Origin of the sequence: Sphingomonas populi (assembly GCF_004208535.1) — a bacterium.
GTDB classification, from domain to species: domain Bacteria; phylum Pseudomonadota; class Alphaproteobacteria; order Sphingomonadales; family Sphingomonadaceae; genus Sphingomonas; species Sphingomonas populi.
The window spans coordinates 44,847-62,599 of sequence record NZ_SGIS01000021.1; the positions used below are offsets into that span (position 1 = coordinate 44,847).

At 67.3% G+C, this 17,753-nt stretch carries 16 protein-coding genes; 11 read left to right on the forward strand and 5 right to left on the reverse strand.

Annotation, left to right across the window (positions count from 1 at the left end; genetic code table 11):
* Positions 1 to 15: 15 nt before the first annotated feature.
* Positions 16 to 954, forward strand: a complete 939-nt coding sequence (locus tag EWE75_RS14285; RefSeq protein WP_130158634.1) for a LysR family transcriptional regulator — start codon at positions 16 to 18, stop codon at positions 952 to 954.
* 68 nt (positions 955 to 1,022) lie between these two features.
* Positions 1,023 to 1,541, forward strand: a complete 519-nt coding sequence (locus EWE75_RS14290; RefSeq protein ID WP_130158636.1) for a phosphoribosyltransferase — start codon at positions 1,023 to 1,025, stop codon at positions 1,539 to 1,541.
* A gap of 94 nt (positions 1,542 to 1,635) precedes the next feature.
* Here EWE75_RS14290 and EWE75_RS14295 read toward each other — a convergent pair whose 3' ends face one another.
* Both EWE75_RS14295 and kdsA read right to left on the reverse strand, forming a co-directional pair.
* Positions 1,636 to 1,944 carry a hypothetical protein gene (locus EWE75_RS14295; RefSeq protein WP_130158638.1) on the reverse strand — a complete coding sequence of 103 codons (309 nt, stop codon included), beginning with the start codon at positions 1,942 to 1,944 and terminating at the stop codon, positions 1,636 to 1,638.
* Between the two features lie 35 nt (positions 1,945 to 1,979).
* Positions 1,980 to 2,834 (reverse strand): 3-deoxy-8-phosphooctulonate synthase, encoded by an 855-nt coding sequence (gene kdsA / locus EWE75_RS14300; protein ID WP_130158640.1) that lies wholly within the window; start codon positions 2,832 to 2,834, stop codon positions 1,980 to 1,982.
* Between the two features lie 156 nt (positions 2,835 to 2,990).
* Here kdsA and EWE75_RS14305 point away from each other — a divergent pair, with 156 nt between their 5' ends.
* From EWE75_RS14305 to EWE75_RS14325, 5 genes are all read left to right on the forward strand, one after another.
* Positions 2,991 to 3,986: a KpsF/GutQ family sugar-phosphate isomerase gene (locus EWE75_RS14305; RefSeq protein ID WP_130158642.1), complete on the forward strand. Its 996-nt coding sequence runs from the start codon at positions 2,991 to 2,993 to the stop codon at positions 3,984 to 3,986.
* A complete protein-coding gene (locus EWE75_RS14310; protein WP_231708358.1) occupies positions 3,979 to 4,824 on the forward strand; it encodes a 3-deoxy-manno-octulosonate cytidylyltransferase in 846 nt (281 codons plus the stop codon). The genes EWE75_RS14305 and EWE75_RS14310 overlap by 8 nt, the downstream gene beginning before the upstream one ends.
* Positions 4,815 to 5,411, forward strand: coding sequence for a histidine phosphatase family protein (locus EWE75_RS14315; protein WP_130158646.1), 597 nt, complete (start codon positions 4,815 to 4,817; stop codon positions 5,409 to 5,411). Before EWE75_RS14310 ends, EWE75_RS14315 begins: the two co-directional genes overlap by 10 nt.
* Positions 5,412 to 5,483: 72 nt before the next feature.
* Positions 5,484 to 7,061, forward strand: coding sequence for a capsular polysaccharide export protein, LipB/KpsS family (locus EWE75_RS14320; RefSeq protein ID WP_130158648.1), 1,578 nt, complete (start codon positions 5,484 to 5,486; stop codon positions 7,059 to 7,061).
* Entirely contained in the window at positions 7,058 to 8,248 is a 1,191-nt protein-coding gene (locus tag EWE75_RS14325; protein WP_130158650.1) for a glycosyltransferase family 4 protein, read from the forward strand. The genes EWE75_RS14320 and EWE75_RS14325 overlap by 4 nt, the downstream gene beginning before the upstream one ends.
* Before the next feature lie 3 nt (positions 8,249 to 8,251).
* Here EWE75_RS14325 and EWE75_RS14330 read toward each other — a convergent pair whose 3' ends face one another.
* Entirely contained in the window at positions 8,252 to 8,863 is a 612-nt protein-coding gene (locus EWE75_RS14330) for a sterol desaturase family protein (protein WP_130158652.1), read from the reverse strand.
* Positions 8,864 to 9,029: 166 nt separating this feature from the next.
* Between EWE75_RS14330 and EWE75_RS14335 the strand changes: the two genes are divergently transcribed.
* On the forward strand, positions 9,030 to 9,800 hold the full coding sequence (locus EWE75_RS14335) for an SDR family NAD(P)-dependent oxidoreductase (protein WP_130158654.1): 771 nt from the start codon (positions 9,030 to 9,032) through the stop codon (positions 9,798 to 9,800).
* Between the two features lie 2 nt (positions 9,801 to 9,802).
* Here the strand turns inward: EWE75_RS14335 and EWE75_RS14340 are convergent, their stop codons facing one another.
* A complete protein-coding gene (locus EWE75_RS14340; protein ID WP_130158656.1) occupies positions 9,803 to 11,233 on the reverse strand; it encodes an LTA synthase family protein in 1,431 nt (476 codons plus the stop codon).
* A gap of 150 nt (positions 11,234 to 11,383) precedes the next feature.
* On the opposite strand from EWE75_RS14340, the gene EWE75_RS14345 reads away from it, so the two are divergent.
* On the forward strand, positions 11,384 to 12,784 hold the full coding sequence (locus EWE75_RS14345; RefSeq protein ID WP_130158658.1) for a capsule biosynthesis protein: 1,401 nt from the start codon (positions 11,384 to 11,386) through the stop codon (positions 12,782 to 12,784).
* 177 nt (positions 12,785 to 12,961) lie between these two features.
* Here the strand turns inward: EWE75_RS14345 and EWE75_RS14350 are convergent, their stop codons facing one another.
* Positions 12,962 to 14,239: an MFS transporter gene (locus EWE75_RS14350; protein WP_130158660.1), complete on the reverse strand. Its 1,278-nt coding sequence runs from the start codon at positions 14,237 to 14,239 to the stop codon at positions 12,962 to 12,964.
* A gap of 196 nt (positions 14,240 to 14,435) precedes the next feature.
* Between EWE75_RS14350 and EWE75_RS14355 the strand changes: the two genes are divergently transcribed.
* Both EWE75_RS14355 and dld read left to right on the forward strand, forming a co-directional pair.
* Positions 14,436 to 16,007 (forward strand): DUF5060 domain-containing protein, encoded by a 1,572-nt coding sequence (locus EWE75_RS14355; protein WP_130158662.1) that lies wholly within the window; start codon positions 14,436 to 14,438, stop codon positions 16,005 to 16,007.
* A complete protein-coding gene (gene dld / locus EWE75_RS14360) occupies positions 16,004 to 17,674 on the forward strand; it encodes a D-lactate dehydrogenase (RefSeq protein ID WP_130158664.1) in 1,671 nt (556 codons plus the stop codon). The genes EWE75_RS14355 and dld overlap by 4 nt, the downstream gene beginning before the upstream one ends.
* Positions 17,675 to 17,753 lie beyond the last annotated feature (79 nt).

The following is a 17,753-nucleotide window of genomic DNA, read 5'->3' on the forward strand; positions in this document are numbered from 1 at the left end:
AATAGAGGGGTGTCGATGCCAGCTTTTTCGCGGTTCCTGCGGTACTTCATGGCCGTCGGCCGGCTCGGTTCGATCCGCAAGGCGGCCGATGTCCTCAACGTGTCGGCATCGGCGATCGACCGGCAGATCCTCAACGTCGAGGCGGATCTCGGCATGCCGCTGTTCGAGCGGCTCCCGACCGGCCTGCGCCTCACTGCGGCGGGCGAGATCATGATGGCGGCTGGAGGGCGATGGCAGAAGAACCTCAGCGATGTGCGCGCGCAGATCGAGGATCTGCGCGGGCTCAAACGTGGCCATGTCGACATCGCCGTGATCGACGCACTCGCGAAGGGCTATCTGCCCGGCATCGTGCGGTCGCTCCAGAGCCGCTATCCCGGCATCACGATCGGCGTGCGCGTGATCGAGAACGACAAGGTGCGCGCCGCGATCATGAACGGCGAGGTCGATTTCGGCATCTTCTTCGAACCGCAATCCTATCGCGGCATCACCGTGCGCGCCTTCGTCGAGGTGGTGCTGGGGCTGATCACCCCGCCCGATCACCCGCTCGGGCAGCAGAAAGAAGCCCGCTTTTCGGCGGTGACCGGCTCCGCGCTGATCGTCCCCGCCGAACCGCTCGCGGTCAGCCAGCAGATCGCCGTGCTGGAGGGGATCACCGGCGTCGTGCTCGATCGTACCGTCACGTCGGACAACATCCAGATGATCGTATCGCTGGTGCTGGAGGGGGTCGGCATCGGCATCCTCACCTCGATCGACGTGTTCACCGAGGTCAAGCGCGGTCTGCTCGGCTTCACGCGCATTTCCGATTCGATCCTGCGGCCGATGACGCTGGCGCTCGGCACCGCGACCGCGCGCACGCCGTCCTATGCGGCGAGCATCGTGCTGGCCGAGATCGAGAACGATTTCGCGCAGCTCGGCTATCCGGGCGCGATCCAGACGACTGCTTCAGAGGCGTAACGATTGCCGCGACCGCCCCGAGACGATATCCGGGGCGCTTTCTCCCAGCATTCTGGATTCGCCCGATCATGAGCCCGGACCTCTATTACATCCCTTACGAGACCTTCCTCGGTGATGTCCGCGCGGTCGCGGCGCGCGTTTCGGCGGACGATTGGAAGCCCGATTTCGTGATCGGCATCGGGCGTGGCGGGCTGGTGCCGGCGGTGTTCATCTCGCACCAGCTCAACCTGCCGATGCTGTCGGTCGATCATTCCTCCAAGGTGCCGGGCTTCGCCGACGAGTTGCTACGCAAGGTCGCGGAGAAGAGCGCGGCCGGCGAGCGGCTGCTGTTCGTCGATGATATCAACGATAGCGGCGGCACGATCGCCTATATCCGCAAGCTGCTCGCCGAGACCGGCTGCGACAGCGGCAATCTGCGCTTCGCGGTGGTGCTGGACAATGTCCGTTCGCAGGCGCGGGTCGATTACCGCGCGGAGATGATTGACCGCGACAGCGACAAGCGCTGGTTCGTGTTCCCGTGGGAAGCGGTCGGCATGAGCGCGACGATCGTCGAGGAAGCGCTGTCGGTGCCGGAGCGGTTCGCCTGACACCCACCAACCGTTCGTGTCGAGCGCAGTCGAGACACCTGCGCTTGGGGCATGTCCCTCGACTTCGCTCGGGACGAACGGTTTTAGGGCAGGCTTATCGCCGCCGCGTGACGAATGCCGCCAGCGCGACCGACGCGGCGATCGCGACCGCCGTCTCGCTCAGCGAATGCGCGTTCCATTGCCACACCTCAAGCCCGGCATAGCCCGGCATGTTGGCGCGGCGGCCACCGCCGAATTGCTCGATCCATTGGTATTCGCGCTGCGTGATCTCGCGCATGATGCATACCGCAGCGCCCGCGAAGCAGCCTAGCCACAGCGACGCCTTGGTGGAGGCGCCGAGCCAGCGGCCCAGCGCCCAGCACGCAAGCTGGATGCCGATCGCGACGGGAACATGGGCGAACATGCTGTCCTAACCTCCGCACGCGCAGGGTCGCATGGTCAGGCGACCAGCGCCTGCTCCTCGAAGCCGCCGTCTTTCACGATGGCATCGATCGCGAGCAGCCGCGCGAGCAGCGCTTCGAGCCGGTCGAGCGGCCAACTGTTCGGGCCGTCCGACATCGCATTGTCGGGGTCGGGATGGGTTTCCATGAACAGGCCGGAGATGCCCGCAGCGACGGCGGCGCGCGCCAGCACCGGCACATGCTCGCGCTGCCCGCCCGAGGTGGTGCCGCGTCCGCCGGGCAATTGCACCGAATGCGTCGCGTCGTAGACGACCGGGCAGCCGGTCTCGCGCATGATCGCCAGGCTGCGCATGTCCGAGACGAGGTTGTTGTAGCCGAAACTTGCGCCACGCTCGCACACCATGAAATCGGCGGCGACGCCTGCGCTCCCGGCCGCCGCGCGTGCCTTGGCGACGACATGCACCATGTCGCCGGGCGCCATGAACTGCCCCTTCTTGATGTTGACCGGCTTGCCCGCAGCGGCGACCGCAGCGATGAAATCGGTCTGTCGCGCGAGGAAAGCCGGGGTTTGCAGCACGTCGACCACCTCGGCGACGGCGGGCACCTGGCTCTCGTCATGCACGTCGGTCAACACCGGCAACCCGGTTTCGGCGCGGACCTTTTCGAGAATGCGCAAGCCCTCCTCGATGCCGGGGCCGCGGAACGACGCCCCCGAACTGCGGTTCGCCTTGTCGAACGAACTCTTGTAGATCAGCAGAACGCCGAGCCGGTCGGCGATCGCGCGCAGCCGCGTTGCGGTCTCAAGCGCGAACGACTCGCTTTCGATCACGCAGGGGCCGGCGATGAAGAACATCTTCTGATTCGGACCAATTTCTTGACCACACAGACGCATCACGACCTCATTAGGCTTGCCACGCGGGAAACTGTCTCTCAGGAACAACAGACGGTCGCGTATTGGGTCCCCTGCGCCGCGAAAGCGCTGGAAGTCAATGCGATGGCCTTATAGGACGACCGCGAGACGCTTAAAGCGCCGCCATTGGGGAATGTTATGCCGGCGATTGCCACCAGCGGAGCGGACGAACCCGGCCTGCTGTCCGCCCTGCGCACCACGCGCATCGAAATGGATGCGCTTCGCGCGCTGTCGGAGGCGTTGCATGTCGCCCCGCTCCGGCAAGGTTTCATCGCCGCCGTCAGCGCGATCAGCGGTCATGCTGGCCGGCTGATCGTCACCGGCATGGGAAAGAGCGGTCTCGTCGCGCGCAAGATCGCCGCGACGATGACCTCCACCGGCACGCCGGCGCTGTTCCTCCACCCCGGCGATGCCAGCCACGGCGATCTCGGCACGATCGGCCACGACGACATCGTGCTGGCAATGAGCTGGTCGGGCGAGACCACCGAGCTTGGCGATATCATCGCCTATTGCCGCCGCTTCGGCGTCAAGCTGATCGTGGCGACCGCGCGCCCCGACAGCACTGCCGGGCGCGCCGCCGACATCTGTCTCGCGCTGCCGATGGTGCAGGAGGCATGCCCCAACCAGCTCGCGCCGACCTCCTCGACGACCGTGCAGGTCGTGCTGGGCGATGCGCTCGCGGTCGCGCTGATTGAGCGGCGCGGGTTCACCCGGTCCGATTTCCTAACCTTTCATCCCGGCGGCCGGCTCGGCGCGCAACTCGTCACCATCGCGCACCTGATGGCGCGTGGCGAGGAGGTGCCGGTGGTGCGGATCGGCGCGACGCTCCAGGACGCGATGATCGAGATGAGCCGGAAGCGGTACGGCTGCACCGCCGTCGTCGATGAGGCTGACCGTTTGATCGGCGCGTTCACTGACGGCGATCTGCGACGCAGCTTCGCCAACACACATCTCGGCAACGATATCCGCCACCATATGACTCAAACGCCGATCGTGATCACGCCCGAGACGCTGAGCTCGGACGCGCTGCGCATCCTCAACGAGAAGGCGGTCTCGGTGCTGTTCGTCTGCGAGGATGAGCGGCTGGTCGGCGTCGTCCATCTCCACGACATGCTGCGGGCCGGCGTTGCCTGACACGCGTGCGGACGAGGGCGCACCGCCCGACCTGATCGTGATTCCCGCCCGCTACGGCTCGACCCGGCTGCCGGGCAAGCCGTTGGTGCCGATCGCCGGACGCACCCTGTTGTCCCGCGTCGTCGCGATCGCGCGTGAGGGCGCGGCGCGCGTCGGCAATGCCGAGGTGGTGGTCGCGACCGACGATCCGCGCATTCTCGACCATGCCTGTGACCTCGGCTGTGCGGCGGTGATGACCGACGCGGCGATCACGTCCGGGTCGGGTCGTGCCTGGGCGGTCGCACGCGGACGGACGGTGCCGCCGCCGATCGTCGTAAATCTGCAGGGCGATGCGCCGTTCGCAGCGCCCGATATGATCGCGGCGCTGATCGCGGCGCTGCGTGACTCACCGTGCGGGGTGGCGACGCCGGTCGTGCAGCTCGACTGGGCTGCGCTCGATGCTTTGCGCGCGCACAAGCTGATGTCGCCGTTCAGCGGCACGACCTGCGTGCGGCGCGCTGACGATCGCGCCTTGTGGTTCTCGAAGACCATCATTCCGGCGATCCGCGACGAGGCACGGCTGCGTGGTGCGAGCGGCGTGTCGCCGGTGTTCCGCCATATCGGCCTTTACGCCTATCGCTTCGCGGCGTTGCAACGCTTCGAGCAGACCAAGCCGACCCCCTATGAAGTGCTGGAGGGGCTAGAGCAGTTGCGCTTCCTCGAAACCGGTGAGGATATCCTCACCGTCGCCGTCGCGCCGCCGCGCCATGCGATGTCGGGGATCGACACGCCCGAGGATGTTGCGATGGCAGAGCGGCTGATCGCCGAACATGGCGAGCCGCAGCTATCATGGACCTGATCGTCACGATCGTCCGCCACGGCAACACGTTCGAACCGGGCGAGCCACCACGCCGGATCGGCGCGCGCACCGATCTGCCGCTGGTCGCGAGCGGGCAGGCGCAGGCGAGGGCGCTGGGCGTGGCCTTGCAGGGGTTCGACCGCGCGCTGGCAGCGCCGCTGCTGCGTACGCGCGCGACCGCCGAGGCGATCCTCGCCGCGCAGCCCGATGCGCCCGTGGTCGAACACGCCGACTGGCTCACAGAGATCGATCACGGCCCCGACGAAGGCGCGACCGAAGATGCGGTGCTCGCCCGCATCGGCCACGACGCGCTCGCCGCCTGGGACGCCGAGGCGCGCGTACCCGACGGGTGGAGCGTCGATGCGGAGCGCCGGCTGGCGGGGTGGCGCGATCTGTGGGCACACGGGGCGGGCCGAGTGCTGATCGTCACCAGCAACGGCGCCGCGCGCTTCGCGCTTCGCTCGGACGCGGCGCTGTGGCCGCAGGCTGCTGCGCTGCCCACACTCAAGTTGCGCACCGGAGCTTACGGCGTGATCGTGCGCCGTGCAGACGGGCTGCATCTGCTTGATTGGGACCGGCGACCGTGATGCGGCGCTTGCATCGTCGCTGCGCTTCCCCGAAAGCGCCGGTCATGATCCGCGTGCGTCTCGCCTGACCTTATGGACGCGCCGCTGCTTCGCGCGCCCCCGTTTCCGGGGATCGACGCCGCCGTGACGCGATCAGGCGCCGCGACGCCAGAGACGCTCACGCCGGCAGCGATCGACCACCTGTTCAACGCTATAAGAGCAGCCCGCGTAGGCGGGACGTTCTGGGCACGGCCGGTCGAGCGGGGTGACGAGACGGTGATCGTGCGCGCCAGCGCTGCGCCGGCAGACGTGGCCGATGCGCTGTTGGTCGATCCGGCGGCGGCGGTCGATCCGTGGTCGCTGCTCGACGGGGAATCGATGCTGGTCGCGCATGGCGACGATGAATGGCTAGCGCTCGCGATCATCGCGGGATGCCAGGTGCGGATTCTCTCCGCCGGTCGCTTCGGCATGCCGGGCGACGACCTGCCGACGCTACGCCGCCGCGTCGCCGGCACCCTCGCGGGCACGCGCTACCGCGACCCATATACGGGCGAGGATGCCACGCTCGACGCGACGATCGCGCTGCTCGGTGCGTGGCGGCGCATCTTCACCGCCAACCGCACCATCGTCGCAGGCTGCGGCTTTAGTTGGTGGAAGCGGCGCGAGATCGCGCGCTTCCTGTGGACGCCCGAGCACCCCTTGCGCTTCTTCCGTTCCGAACGCGCGGCGCTGGCGTATGCCGAGCGGCGGCGCGGTGCGCTGGCGGTGTGGCCGTCGCGCGTTTCGGCGGCATTGGTCGCGGACGCGGCGGCGCGCGGGGTGCCGCTGGTGCGGGTCGAGGACGGCTTCGTGCGCTCGGTCGGGCTGGGCAGCAACCTCGTGCCGCCGTCCTCGATCGCGGTCGACCGGATTGGCATCCATTATGATCCTGCGCATCCGAGCGACCTCGAAAGCCTGCTCGCAAACGCGGATTTCGCGCCCGATATGCTCGCCCGCGCGGCGCGGCTGCGCGAGACGATCGTCAGGGCCGGGATCAGCAAATATGGTCAGGACGCCGCGCAGCCCGCGCCGGAGCGCGATGGCAACCGCCGCCTCGTGCTGGTGGCGGGGCAGGTAGAGGACGATATGTCGGTGCGGCTCGGCGGGGCGGGACTGGCGAGCAATCTCGAAGTGCTGCGGCGTGCGCGCTTGCTCGAACCCGATGCGGAAATCTGGTTCCGCCCGCACCCCGATGTTGATGCCGGCCACCGTGTCGGCGCCGTGCGCGATACCGATGCGCTGCTCCACGCCGACCGGATCGTGCGCGGTGGCGGCATGGCGCCGCTGCTCGACACGGTCGATGCGGTCCATGTCCTCACCTCGCTGACCGGGTTCGAGGCGCTGCTGCGCGGGTGCGAGGTGACCTGCCACGGCGTACCGTTCTACGCGGGCTGGGGCCTAACGCGCGATCTCGCCGCCGTGCCCGACCGGCGCGGTCGCGCGCTGACGCTCGACGCGCTCGTCGCCGGCGTGCTGATCGCCTATCCGCGCTACCTTGATCCGGTGACCGGGCTGCCCTGCGCGCCCGAGGTGCTGATCCGCCGCATGGAAGGCGGCGTAGCGCACAACCGGCTCGGCTGGGTCAGCCGGCTCAAGCAGGTGCAGGGCCGCTTGGTGAGGCGCCGGCCATGAGCGACGTGATTCTCGATCTGTCGCGGCTGGTGTCGCGGGTGCGGCACCATACGCCGTCGGGGGTCGACCGTGTCGAGATGGCCTATGCGCGGGGATTGCATGCTCGGTACGGGGACCGGCTGCGCTTCGCGATCGTCCATCCGGTCGGGCGCTACGGTCGGCTACCCAACGCCAAGGCGCTGCACTTCCTCGACATGCTGGAAGCGCGCTGGGCGCTTGAGGACGGCGATGCCAAGCCGCGGTCGATCGCGAGCGTGCTGCCGGCACTGGTCGATCTGTTGCCCGAAGCGCCGCGTCCCGTGCCGGGTAGCGTCTATGTGCAGGCCTCGCCGCATCACCTCACCAAACCCGATCTGGTGCGGCGTATCCTCACGCGCGAACAGGCGCGCTTCCTGTGCCTCGTCCATGATCTGATCCCGATCGACTATCCCGAATATGCCCGGCCGAACGGCGCCGCGCTCCATCAGCGCCGGATCGAGACCATCGCCGCGCTCGCGGATGGCGTCATCGTCAATTCTGCCGCCACCGGCCAATCGATGCGGCCGTGGCTGGAGAAGGCGGGGCGGGATGTCCCAACGCATGTCGCGCTGCTTGGTACGCATGACATGCCGTTGGCGCCGACTCCTGAACCCGTCCCAGCCGATCCCTATTTTCTCTGCGTCGGCACGATCGAGCCGCGCAAGAACCATCTGCTGCTGCTCAACCTGTGGCGCGCGATGGCCGAATCGCTGCCGGCGAGCGCAGTGCCACGCTTGGTCATCGTCGGGCGGCGCGGATGGGAGAACGAGCAGGTGATCGACATGCTCGAACGCTGCCCCGCGCTGGTCGGCCATGTCGAGGAGCGTAACGGCTGTTCCGACGGCGCCCTGCGCGATCTGCTGCGCGGCGCGCGCGCGCTGCTGCTGCCCTCATTCGCGGAAGGGTTCGGCATGCCGGTGACGGAGGCTTTATCGGTCGGCACGGCGGTGATCTGCAGTGATCTGCCCGCCTTGCGCGAAGCCGGCGGCGATGCGCCCGACTTCATCGATCCGCTCGACGGCCCCGGCTGGCGTGCGGCGATCCTCGACCATTATCGCGGTGGACCGCTTCACACCGCACAACGGGAGCGTCTGTCGGGATGGCTGGCGCCCACCTGGGAAGACCATGTCGCCATCCTGTGCAGCGCGATCGAAGCGCTGCGACGGTAAGCGTCAGCGCTTCTTGGTGGGAACCTCGGTGCCGAACACGCGGTCCCAGAAGATCGCGGTGATCGCGAAATTGCCTTCCTGCTTGGCGTAATGATGCCGGATATGGTGCTTGCGCAACTGGCGCAGCACCGGCGCGCGCATCGGGAATTGATGGCAGGCGTAGTGTACGCTGTCGTACACCACATACCCGATGCCGAAGCCGAGGAAGATCACCGATCCCGCCGGTCCGAACGCCGCGTACAGCAACGCCCACACCCCGCACGAGATCGTCACGCTGACGATCGGCGGCATGATGTTACGCATCCCGTCATTGGGGACGATGTGGTGGTTGCCGTGGGTCAGGAAGATCAGCCACTGACCGAATTTCGAGCGCAGCTTGAGGTGGAAAATGAAGCGGTGCATCGCATATTCGAACAGCGACCAGATCAGCAGCCCTGCCGCGACGAGTGCCACGGAGGGAAGGAAGCTTGCCACGCCCCAACTCGCCCGTAATGCGATCGCGAGAAAAACGGCCCATGTCGCGGCGAATGAGAGCGGCGAAATCAACGTAAAGCGTTCGAGCAGATCGTTCTGGAACAGCCTGACGCGGGGGGGACTGGACCCGGGCTTCATCATTGACAGTTTCGCTCTTCCCGGATCGACGCGTACACGTTCGGATTGTATGGGCACTGCCGGGCGTCCGCTGTCAAGTTGCGATGCAGCAAAAACCCGTCGATATGCATTGGTCCAGAGCCGAATGCACAAAAGCAACACTTCCCAATATCAATAGCATGACAGGTCCATGACGCCGCCGCACCACATTCTCATCACGGGCGCGTCGGGTGGTCTCGGAAGCGCGCTGGCGCGGCACTATGCAGCGCCGGGTCGCCGCTTGCTGTTGTGGGGGCGAGACGCGGCGCGTCTTGAGGCGGTTGCCGTGGCGTGCCGTGCCACCGGCGCGACCGTGGCGATCCGTATGCTCGATCTTTCCGACAGCGCGGCGGCAGTCGTCGCGCTGGAAACGGACGATGCGGCGCGCGCGATCGATCTCGCGATCTTCGCGGCGGGGCTGGGCGATACCCGCGCACCGGGCGCGCTGGTTGAGGATGCCGCGCAGATCGTGCGACTCGGGCTTGTCGATTTCGTTACGCCATCGGCGATGGCGGCGGCGCTTGCCGACCGCATGGCGCGGCGCGGGGGCGGGGGGATCGTGCTGGTCGGATCGGCCGCTGCCTTCCATGCCTTGCCGTTCGCGGCGGGCTATTCGGGCGCGAAGGCGGGGCTGGCGCGCTTCGCCGAGGCATTGCGGATCGGCGTGAAGCCGCACGGTGTCCGCGTCACGCTCGTTTCGCCCGGCTTCATCGATACCGCAGCGGGACGGCGCACGCCCGGTCCCAAGCCGTTCCTGATGCAGCCTGCCGAAGCGGCCGCGCGAATCGCGCATGCAGTGCAGCAGGAGCGCGCGCATGCGATCCTGCCGTGGCCGTTCGCGCTGCTGCGCTGGTTCGACCGGCTATTGCCCGCTGTCTTGCGTGACCGGCTGTTGCTGAGCCTCACGCCGCCGGATCGCTAACGTCACAGCACGCAGCGCAGGATCGTGTGGTGGAGTTCGTCGGGCGTCAGGTCGATCCTGCCCGGTCCGCGCACCGGCACGCCGCCAGCGGCGAAGCGCATCATCACATACGGCGTATGCCGCGCCGCGCCGGGCATGCTGACGCCAGGAATACTCGGCCGATGATCGCCGAAGAAAACGAGCAGCGCCGGCCGGCCATCGGCGGCGAGCCGCTCGATCAGACCTGTCAGCATCGCGTCGCTGCTGCGGACATGCTGGAGATAGGCATCGAGGCCACCCGGCGACCCCGGCACGCGTCCGGCATCCCAGGGGCCGTGATTCTCCATCGTCACCGCGTAGAGCAAGGCTGGCTCGCGCGCGGCCGCGACGAGCTCGCCGAGCTTCGCACCCAACGTACGATCATCGACGTAACGCCCGGCGCCCGGCGGCACCGGCGCGAAACCGTCTTCGCCGATCACCTTGTCGAAGCCGATCGCCGGCATCAACCGGTCGCGCCCGTAGAAGCCGAGATCGTGCGGATGGACAAACGTGCCGCGATACCCGGCCACGCCCAGCCGCGCCGACAGCGCGAGGGTCGTCTCGCCATGTGCGGTGAGGAACGGATCGTAGCGGCGGAAGCCGAGGTCCGCCTCGCTGCGGCCGAACAGCACGCCATATTCGGTCCGCATCGTATAAGCGCCGAACCCGCTCACCGCGAGCTCGCCATGCTGCCACGCATTGGCACGCGCCTGTGTCAGACCGGGCAGGGCGAGGCTGGCATCGCCGCCGATCTCGACCGGATCGGCAAACGATTCGCACTGCACGATCACGATCAGCTCGGGCGGGGCGGGGGCGGCGACCGTGCGCGGCGGGCAAGCCGGCGGATCGGCGGTCTCGCGCCAGCGCCGCCAATAAACCAGCAACGTCGCGACCAGCCCGAAGCGCACCAGATCGCCCTCCAGATCGGGCACGCGCATTACGCCGTTCACCCATCCGCTCCGCAACGCCAGCCACAATCCCCCGCTCGCCGCCAGCAAGATCACCGCACCCGTTACATGCGGAGACGCATCGAGCGAGATCAGGAACAGCAGGGCGACCAGCGCCGCCACCGCGCCGAGCGCCATCAACACGCGCTGCCGTGCCGAGATCGCGGTGAAATAGAAGCGCGGGTGGCGCACCACCGCCGCGAGCAGTGCCAGATCAGAGAAGACCAGAGGTTCGCCGAGCATCTTGTGCTTGGCGTTCGAGGCGACCGTCAAAACCGCCATGAGCGCGCATACCAGCACCGCCGAGACCGCGGCGTTACCCGCTAGCGTCAGGAACACCCCGAACGCGACCGTCATCACCAGCACATGCAGCGCCACGCCGACACCGCGCCGCCCGCCAGCCGGGCGCGGCCTCACGACCGAATCAAGCAACAGCGACACGACCAGCGTTGCCAGCAGATACATCATCGCCTTTGCCACAATTGGTCGCGCTGCCAGCCTCGATTATGCCACGCCGCGCGCCCAGGGGAGGAGCGACGGGGCGGCTATAGCGGTCGGCCCACCGACTGTCACGGTGCTGGCGGCGCACCGCGACTTGAAAGACCAAGCGCGATCTATATGGCCGCGCGCAAGGGCGATGCTGCCAAGACATCGCCCAATACGACGAAGGAAGATCGATTGCCCGAGCTGTCCGTCCAAGCCCCGGCGCTGGTGCCGCAGGTTGCCGCTCCCGGCATCCCGCAGCCGCTCGCCCAGCGCAACATTCTGTTGTTGCAGGGGCTTATGGGACCATTGTTCCGCAAGCTCGGGCAGGCCCTCAGCCGCGCTGGCTATGGTGTCTACAAGGTCAATTTCAACGGCGGCGACCGGCTGTTCTGGCGCCTGCCCAACGGCATCGACTATCGCGGCAGCCCCGAGGACTGGCCCGAAGCGCTCGGCCGGATCATCGCCGAGCGGCAGATCACCGATGTCGTGCTGTTCGGCGATTGCCGCCCGCTGCATATGGCGGCGACGGCGGTGTGCCGCGATCTGCACGTTCCGGTCCATGTCTTCGAGGAAGGCTATATCCGGCCCGATTGGGTCACGCTCGAACTGGGCGGCGTGAACGGCCATTCATCCCTTCCGCGCGACGCTGCGTGGTATCGCGCGGAGGCGGCGGCGCTGCCGCCCGCGCCCCAGCACCACCCGGTGCCATCCTCGTTCCGCCGCCGCGCGCTGGAGGGACTCGCCTATAACGTCGCTGACGTGCTGACGCGTTGGTATTATCCGTTCTGGGAGAATCACCGGCCCTGGCATCCTCTGGTCGAGGGGATGGGCTGGGCGCGGCGGCTGCTGCGTAACAAGGCATCGGCGGAGCGCGCGCAGGCGGTGCTGGCGAAGCTCGCCGCCGAGCGCCCGCGCTACATGCTGTTCCCGCTCCAGCTCGATTCGGATGCGCAGATCCGGCTGCATTCCTCGTTCGCGGGCATCGCCGATGCGCTGCGCATGGTGATCGCCTCGTTCGCCGCCCACGCCCCCGCCGACATGCGGCTGGTGGTCAAGGAGCACCCGCTCGATAACGGCGTGCGCGACTGGCGGATGGAGACGGCGGCGCTTGCACGGCTGCACGGCGTCGGCGGCCGGGTCGATTATCTGGAAACGGGCGACATCGTGCCGATCGCGCGCGATTCGGAAGGCGTCGTGACGATCAACAGCACCAGCGGCACGCTCGCGCTGGCGCTCGACGTGCCGGTGATCGCACTGGGGCAGGCGGTGTACGACATCGAGGACGTGACCTTCCAGGGGCGGTTGGACGATTTCTGGCGCGAGCCCGGCAAGCCCGACGCGGAGACGTTCGCGGCCTTCTGCCGCGTCCTGATCGACCGCTGTTTGGTGGCGGGCGGGTTCTTTTCTGACGAGGCGCTGGACAAGGTGACGCAGGGGGTGCTTGCTCGGTTTGAGGCTGGGAGTCCGCTGAAGGCGGCAACGGCCTTGGGCCAGGCCGGTACGCACGCGAAAGGCATTCTCGCGCGGGACTGACCCACGAAGGTTCCGCAAGAGGCCCGCTTCAGGGCTACCTTCTGCACGGCTTGCCCCGCGCTCCGACCTGACGGACAGTATGGCCGCGCACCAACGTGCCCCCGCTGTTCAGATTTGCCGAGCCACCTCCGACATGCCCGGACGAGCCCGTCGGAGCGACGCCGATGCCGCACGTTCCTATGCTTGACGTTCCAGCCCCGCCTCCAGCTCATCAAGCGTCTTGCCCTCGTTGCGTGGTGCCCAGATCATCCCGACGGCGCCGCTGATGACGAGGAAGCCGGTCAGGATCCACGCCAGCGTGTGAAAGCCGGTCGCGGTCAGCACCGGCACGAAGAACGACCAGAAGCCGAGCGAAATCCGCACCACCGCGAACATCACGCCTTGCGCGGTGCTGCGCAGCAGCGTCGGGAACAGTTCCGAACTCCAGAGCTGGAAGAAGGATTGCGCGCCGAAGCCCTGGCCGATCGCCATCATCAGCACATGGACGATCGCGACCGGCAACGTCAGCGGGAAGATCGCGAGCAGCGACATGCCGACGATCTGGATGATCGCCGAGGCGGCAAACAGCTTGCGCTGGTTCACCTTGTCGGCGAGCGGCATGAAGATGAACGCAATCGAGAGCATGCCGACGCCGAAGCTCAGCATCTGGATCATCACCGATGTCGCCTGAGTCTGCGCGCCAACGGTGCGCAGGATGTAGGGAAAGAAGAAGCCGTTGGTGCCGGCCCACAGGTTCCAGAACAGATACATTCCGGTCAGGAACGCCATACCGCCGATATAGCGCGGCTTGAGCAGATCGCGCAGGCCGGTGCGCTGCGTCGCGGCCACGGTCTTCTCGGCGGCCTGCGCCTCAAGCCAGTGGGTGGATTCGTGCATGCTCGATCGCAGGAAGGTCAGCGCCACCGCCAGAATGGCGAGGTGCGCGAACACCAGTCGCGCGCCGAGCAGGCCGAGCGGCGCGAGGACCAGGAACAGCCCCAGCACCACGACCGGGCCGAGATACCATAAGACCTGCGCGACGCCGCTGTGCTTGCCGCGCTCGCGCTCGGGCGCAATCTCGGCGATCAGCGACCAGGAGGCGGGGATGTCCGCGCCGACCGCGAGACCGACGAGGAAGAAGCCGAGCACGATCATCCACGGGCTTACCGCGAACACCAGCCAGCACATGCCGAACGCGTAGAACAGCATATCGTACTGGTAAATCTTCTTGCGGCCGAACGTGTCGCACAGCCGCCCGCCGATCATCGCGCCCAGCCCCGCCGAGATCGCATTGGGGCCAAGCGCGGCGATTACGCCGACGAAGCTCGGGCTGAGTTTGTACGCTTCCATCCACAACGCCAGCGCGACCCCGCCCGCGACGATCGATCCGGCATCGATGTAATTGGCGAGTCCGGCGAGGATCGTGTTCTTCCAGTCGGTGCGGGTCGAACCGGGCTGGGCGGCGCTGTGCGGCAAAACATTCTCTCCCGATGCGTGGCGCGTTCCTGTCTCTTGGCGGCAGGGCTTGTGCTACGCGGTCACCGTATCGCCCCGCCCCGGAGGGGGCAAGGACTTTGGCTTCGAATATCGGCGATAAACTTTCGAAAATAAGAATATATTGACGAAAAAGATTTCGAATGCTTTCGTTTCACAAAGAGACGAGGAGGATGGCTTGACCGTATCGCGACGCACGATCTTGACCGGCACGTTGGCTGCCGGTGTGGTCGCGGCCGGCCCGGCGCTGGCCGCGCCTGCCACCCAGGTCGAGCGCTGGGGCGTGTTCGAAATCGCGATGCCTGGCCCGGCGCAGGGCAATCCGTTCGACGACGTGTGCGTCGCCGCTGTGTTCGAATGCGACGGGCGGCACGTCCGCGTGCCCGGCTTCTACGATGGTGACGGCACCTACCGCATCCGTTTCAGCCCCGACGCGATGGGGCAGTGGCGCTGGCGATCGGAAAGCAATGTCGCATCGCTCGACGGGCGGACCGGAGCGTTCCGCTGCGGTCTGCCGGGCAAAGCCAATCGCGGCCCGGTGCGGGTAACGCGCGACGGCTTCCACTTCGCCTACGCGGATGGCACCCCGTACCGCCAGATCGGCACCACCAGTTATAGCTGGGCGCTGCAATCCGATGCGAAATGCGCCGAGACGCTGGCGACGCTCGCGGCAGCACCGTTCAACAAGATGCGGATGCTGGTGTTTCCCAACGTGCCGTCGGTCGCGACCGATCCGTTCGTCCGTACCGGAGCGGGGCCGCGCGACTGGGACGCCGCGCGCTTCGATCCCGCCTATTTCCGCCGTTATGAGGATCGGCTGCGCAAGCTTGGCGAGCTCGGTATCGAGGCCGACGTCATCCTGTTCCATCCCTATGACGTGAAGCGCGGCTATTCGGACATGCGCCGCGCCGATGACGAACGCTACGTCCGCTATGTCGCCGCGCGGTTCGGCGCCTTCCGCAATGTCTGGTGGTCGATGGCGAACGAATATGACGACGTGAAGAGCAAGAGCGACGCCGACTGGGATCATCTGTTTCAGGTGCTGCAAGCCGCCGATCCGCACGACCGGCTGCGCTCGATCCACCAGATCAAACGCTATTACGATCATCGCAAGCCGTGGATCACCCATGCGAGCGTGCAGAATGGCCATGCCGTGCTGGACGATGGCCGCGCCGAGCTTCACCGCGCGATGACTGAGAAGCCGGTGATCTTCGACGAGGTCTGCTATGAAGGCGATATCGCCAAGCGGTGGGGCAATCTCTCCGCGCAAGGGCTGGTCGAACGCTTCTGGTGGGGCACGATCGGCGGCACTTACGTTGGCCATAGCGAGACCTTCGCGAGCGATCACAACGCCGATTTCTCCTGGCTGGGGCAGGGCGGCACGTTGCGCGGCGCGAGCGCGCCGCGGCTCGCGTTTCTGCGCCGCATTCTCGACGACGGGCCGGTGCCGGGGATCGACCCGATCCAGACCTGGTGGGGTTACCGGCTCGGCGGGCGCGAGCACGACTATTATCTGCGCTATTTCGGGGCGGATAGCCCAAGCGAATGGCCGGTCGTCCTGCCGGGGAAGGGCGCGGAGGCCTTGCGCAGCTATCGCGCTGACATCATCGATACGTGGAACATGACGATCACCCCGGCGGGTAGCTTCACGATGGCGCAGATGAACGAGTACGACGTCCACGATCCCGCGCGGCCGACACTCGCGCTGCCCGGCAGACCGTGGATCGCGGTGCGATTGGTGCGGACGTGAGCGACGCCCTGCTTGGCGCCTTGCGTCGCGTGGTCGGCGGCGGCCATGTGCTGACCGGCGATGCCGAGACGCACCGCTTCCGCACCGGCTATCGCTTCGGCACCGGGCCGGTGCTCGCGGTGGTGCGGCCGGGGTCGCTGGTCGAGCTGTGGCGAGTGGCGCAGGCGGTGGTCGAGGCGGGCGCGATCCTGATCCCGCAGGCGAGCAACACCGGCCTTACCGGCGGATCGACACCCGATGGCGACGGCTATGATCGCCCGATCGTGATCGTCTCGATGCGGCGCATTGCCGGCGTGCATCTTGTGCAAGGCGGCGAGCAGGTGGTGTGCCTGCCCGGTGCGACGCTCGACGTGCTCGAACGGACGCTCGCCCCGCTCGGGCGCGAGCCGCATTCGGTGATCGGCTCGTCATGCATCGGCGCCTCGGTGCTTGGCGGGGTGTGCAACAGCTCGGGTGGCGCGCTGGTGCGGCGCGGGCCGGCGTTCACCGAACTGGCGCTGTACGCGCGCGTCGATGCGGACGGGCGGCTCGAACTGGTCAACCATCTGGGCGTGGAGCTCGGCGACACGCCGGAGGACATTCTGACCCGTCTCGAGCGCGGCGCGTTCGCCGAGGTGCGGGAGGGGGGGCGTGCCTCCGACCATGAGTACGCGCACCATGTCCGCGCGGTCGATGCCGAAACGCCGGCGCGCTTCAACGCCGATCCGGGGCGGCTGTTCGAGGCGTCGGGTTCGGGGGGGCATGTCGTGGTGTTCGCGGTGCGGCTCGATACGTTTCCGAAGGAAGCCGGCACCGAGGTGTTCTACATCGGTTCGAACGACCCCGCCGATCTGACGCGGCTGCGGCGCGAGATGTTGGCGGGCGATCTGCCGTTGCCGATCGCTGCCGAATATCTCCACCGTGACGCCTTCGTGCTGACCGAGCGTTATGGCCGCGACACCTTTCTCGCCATCCGCTATCTCGGCACGGCGCGCTTGCCGGCGCTGTTCCGCTGGAAGGACCGCGTCGATGGCTGGTTCCGCCGGCTTGGCTTGCGCGATGTCGCGGACAAGGTGCTGCAGGCGGCGACCCGGCTCGGCCCGAGCCATCTGCCCAAGCGGCTGACCGACTATCGCGATCGGTTCGAGCATCATCTGATGCTGCGCGTCGCCAGCGCCGATGCTGGCCCGACCGAGGCGCTGCTCGTGCGGGTGCTTGGGCAAGGGCAGGGCGCGTTCTTCCGTTGCGACAAGGCCGAGGGCGATGCGGCGTTCATGCACCGCTTCGCCGCAGCGGGAGCGGCGGTGCGCTATCGCACGGTGCATGCGCGCGAGGTGGCGGATATTGTCGCGCTCGACATCGCGCTGCGCCGCAACGACACCGACTGGTTCGAGACGCTGCCGCCCGAGCTGGACGCGGCCATCGCGCATAAATTCTATTACGGGCACTTCTTCTGCCACGTCTTCCATCAGGATTACGTGATCCGCAAAGGCCATGATCCGCTCGCGATCGAGCATCGCATGTGGGCGTTGCTCGATGCGCGCGGCGCGGAATATCCGGCGGAGCACAATGTCGGCCACCTCTATCCAGCCAAGCCGGCGCTCGCCGAGCATTACCGCGCGCTCGATCCGACCAACAGCTTCAACCCCGGCATCGGCCAGACCTCGAAGCGGGCGCACTGGGGCTAGATGTATATGACTGGCTCTACTGGGGGCCTTCGCCGAAATACTTCCACGGCCGTGTGCCGTAGATCGCCTCGCCATTGAC